At 37.3% G+C, this 1,574-nt stretch carries 3 protein-coding genes and 1 pseudogene; 3 read left to right on the top strand and 1 reads right to left on the bottom strand.

The annotated features are described in order from the left end of the window. Positions 1-251 (bottom strand): annotated as a pseudogene (locus AC22ZQ_RS14625) (hypothetical protein); the annotation flags it as partial. Positions 252-364: 113 nt separating this feature from the next. Here AC22ZQ_RS14625 and AC22ZQ_RS14620 point away from each other — a divergent pair. The 3 genes from AC22ZQ_RS14620 to AC22ZQ_RS14610 are packed head-to-tail and all read left to right on the top strand — an operon-like array spanning position 365 to position 1,456. Beyond that, the gene (locus AC22ZQ_RS14620; protein ID WP_318959486.1) at positions 365-718 is read left to right on the top strand and encodes a 4Fe-4S dicluster domain-containing protein; all 354 of its coding nucleotides are present in this window, start codon (positions 365-367) and stop codon (positions 716-718) included. Positions 719-738: 20 nt separating this feature from the next. Further along, entirely contained in the window at positions 739-1,104 is a 366-nt protein-coding gene (locus AC22ZQ_RS14615; protein ID WP_318959485.1) for an N-acyl amino acid synthase FeeM domain-containing protein, read from the top strand. Beyond that, the gene (locus AC22ZQ_RS14610; protein ID WP_318959484.1) at positions 1,073-1,456 is read left to right on the top strand and encodes an N-acyl amino acid synthase FeeM domain-containing protein; all 384 of its coding nucleotides are present in this window, start codon (positions 1,073-1,075) and stop codon (positions 1,454-1,456) included. The genes AC22ZQ_RS14615 and AC22ZQ_RS14610 overlap by 32 nt, the downstream gene beginning before the upstream one ends. Positions 1,457-1,574 lie beyond the last annotated feature (118 nt).

The following is a 1,574-nucleotide window of genomic DNA, read 5'->3' as shown; positions in this document are numbered from 1 at the left end:
TCGTATTTATTGACCCATGCTGTTAAACCTTCTTCGGTTAACATGGAAGCCAAATTTCTTAAACTCGTTTGAATATTATCTTTTGAAAACCATCCATTGTGATGAATTTGGGTATTAATAATGCGTTGAATTTTCTCGTATTCGCTCGCGGTAAGCCCTATGTCTGTGCTTTCCCAATCTTTTCCTTCTCCTAAATGTTGCATTACCTTTCCTAAGGCTACAAAAGCTTTTATACGCTGTTCTATTGTCATATTGTTCTCAACAATGAATATTTTACAAATATTTTTCAAAAACGAACCAAATATACGCCTGCTTCGTTTTATATTTGCAAACTTACGTTTTAACGTTTAAAAAATACAAGAGAATGGCAATAATGATTACGGATGAGTGCATCAATTGCGGAGCATGTGAGCCGGAATGTCCGAATAATGCAATATACGAAGGTGGAGCTGAATGGAATTATGCAGACGGTACATCTTTAGCAGGTATAATTACGACGCTTGACGGAGAAGAAATAGAAGCCGATCAAGACCACGAACCAAAAGACATGGACGTATACTACATCGTAACGGATAAGTGTACGGAGTGTGTTGGTTTCCACGATGAGCCTCAGTGTGCTGCTGTTTGTCCTGTTGACTGTTGTGTTGACGATCCAGATTTCGAAGAGTCTGAAGACGAATTATTAGCGAAGAAAGATTTTATGCACTTAGGTGAATAAGTTATTAAATATAAACTTGAATGAGGGCTTCTTTTAAGGAGCCCTTTTTTTTTATCACAATCCAACCTCCACTTACCTTATTCTCAAAAGACCAATTCTGGTTTTACACTTTTCTGTGTACATACTACTTTAAAATTGAGAACAATGGAAGGGTAGATTTAGTACGAGTTACGAAGGAAGAGGAATTAGATGAAATTTACGCACTAACCTATGAAAGCTATTTAAGAGCTGGATTAATTGAAGTGAAAGAAGACACACGCGTAATACATCATCCTCATTTTGACAGGTGTGATCAGACCTATATTATTGCGGCAAAAAAGGAAGGAAAATCCATAGGAACCATTTCCATAACCCTTGACAGCAAAAGGGGGGTTACCTGTAGATAATGCTTGCTTTCATCAAAATGTAGAACAATTACGTGAGATGAGCAATAAGTTAGCGTATACATGTAGAAATGCCATACATCTTGACTACTCCAACAATTTTCAATTGCTTTTTACACTCATACAAAAAGCCACAGATATTGTTTATGAGAAGGAAGTAGACTACATTCTGTTCACTTTTGCACCAAAACATGCCCGTATCTATGAAAAATTATTCCACTTAAAACCTTTGGCTAAAGGTGAAGATGATAACGTAGAGATACTCCCCGAACAAAAAGAAGTGGTACTTATGGGAGTAGCCTACGAAGATTTACCCGAAAAATGGACAAAACACCATGTGTGTTCTGTAGTATAGAAAATAGATGAAAACACCTGGGTATCGCATGAGCGGTAGTACTGGAAAGCCTGGAGGTTTTTGATTTAGAAAAACTGGAGAAAGCAAAGCGGTTGAGCTTTGAAGGCGACGAGTTTTT

Source organism: Lishizhenia sp., assembly GCF_057456495.1.
Note: the sequence above shows the minus strand (reverse complement) of the source record. Positions and strands in the feature narration are given on the sequence as shown.